This is a genomic window from Nocardiopsis nanhaiensis, from assembly GCF_054778635.1.
Map to the genome: position 1 here is coordinate 1 of NZ_BAAGZJ010000181.1, position 1,428 is coordinate 1,428.

1 protein-coding gene is annotated in these 1,428 nt (G+C 70.8%); it reads right to left on the bottom strand.

The genetic code is table 11. The features are described 5' to 3' along the window. Positions 1-365: 365 nt before the first annotated feature. Positions 366-1,428: AAA family ATPase (locus tag ACYVD1_RS34655; RefSeq protein WP_460778707.1), on the bottom strand; the 1,063-nt coding region annotated here is incomplete at its 5' end.

A 1,428-nucleotide genomic window follows, 5' to 3' on the forward strand; every position in this document is an offset into this window, starting at 1 on the left:
GCCGACCCGCCGTCGCAGCGAAGCGGGTCAAGGTGGAGCGCCACTGACGCGCGAAGCGCTCGATGGCGACGACCTTGACGCGCGCAGCGGAGACGGCCACCATCAAGCGGCAGGAAACGGGGAAACCCGACACAGGCAGGCGACCCTAGCCCTGCCCTCACTGCACTTTCGGGTTTTCCCCGAGTAGTGGACATCTCCCACACGGACGGACCAGCGGGCCCACCAACGCCTGGTTCCGAGGCCCCGGCCAGGACCACAGGCCCCAGGACGTCCCCAGAACGCGCCCAGAGCAGGCGCCCAGAGCCAGTCTGCATGCTCGATCTCCACAGCCAGCCCACCTAACCCAACAGCCCGTGTCAACCAGCTCAGGCCGGGCGGTCGAGCTTCTGGCTGATGACCTGGGAGATACCGTCGCCCTGCATGGTGACGCCGTACAGCGCGTCCGCCGCCTCCATGGTGCGCTTCTGGTGGGTGATCACGATGAGCTGCGAGGCCTCGCGCAGCTCCTCGAAGATCACCAGGAGGCGCTGCAGGTTGGTGTCGTCCAGAGCCGCCTCGACCTCGTCCATCACGTAGAAGGGCGACGGCCGGGCCTTGAAGATCGCCGCGAGGAAGGCCACCGCCGTCAGCGAGCGCTCGCCGCCGGACAGCAGCGACAGCCGCTTGACCTTCTTGCCGGGCGGGCGGGCCTCCACCTCGATGCCGGTGGTGAGCATGTCCTCGGGGGTGGTCAGCACCAGCTTGCCCTCACCGCCGGGGAAGAGCCGGCCGAAGATCGCCGCGAACTCGCGCTCCACGTCCAGGAAGGCCGCCGAGAACACCTCCTGCACCCGGGCGTCCACCTCGGCGACGATGTCCATCAGGTCCCGGCGGGTCTTCTTTAGGTCCTCCAGCTGGGCGTTGAGGAAGGCGTGCCGCTCCTCCAGCGCCGCGAACTCCTCCAAGGCCAGCGGGTTGATCTTGCCGAGCTGGTTGAGCTGGCGCTCGGCGGTCTTGAGCCGCTTGGCCTGGACCTCGCGGACGTAGGGCAGCGGCACCGCGTCCTCGCCCGCGTCCGCGTCCGCGGCCGGCGGCACGGGAACGCGGGGACCGTACTCGGCGATGAGGGTGGGCACGTCCACGCCCAGCTCCTCCATCGCCTTGGTCTCCAACTGCTCCAGCCGCATCCGGCGCTCGGCCCGGGCGACCTCGCCGCTGTGCGCGGAACTGGTGAGCTTCTCCAGTTCCACGGACAGCTCCCGAACCCGGGCGCGCACGGTCTTGAGCTCGCCGTCGCGGGCCTCGCGCTCGGCCTCGGCAGCCACCCGCTCGGTCTCGGCGGCGGCGAGGGACACGGCGATCCGTTCCAGGGCCAGCCGGGCGCTCTCGACCACGGCCTGCGCGACGGTGGCCTGGGCGGCGCGGTCGCGGCGCCGCTGGGCCTCGCGC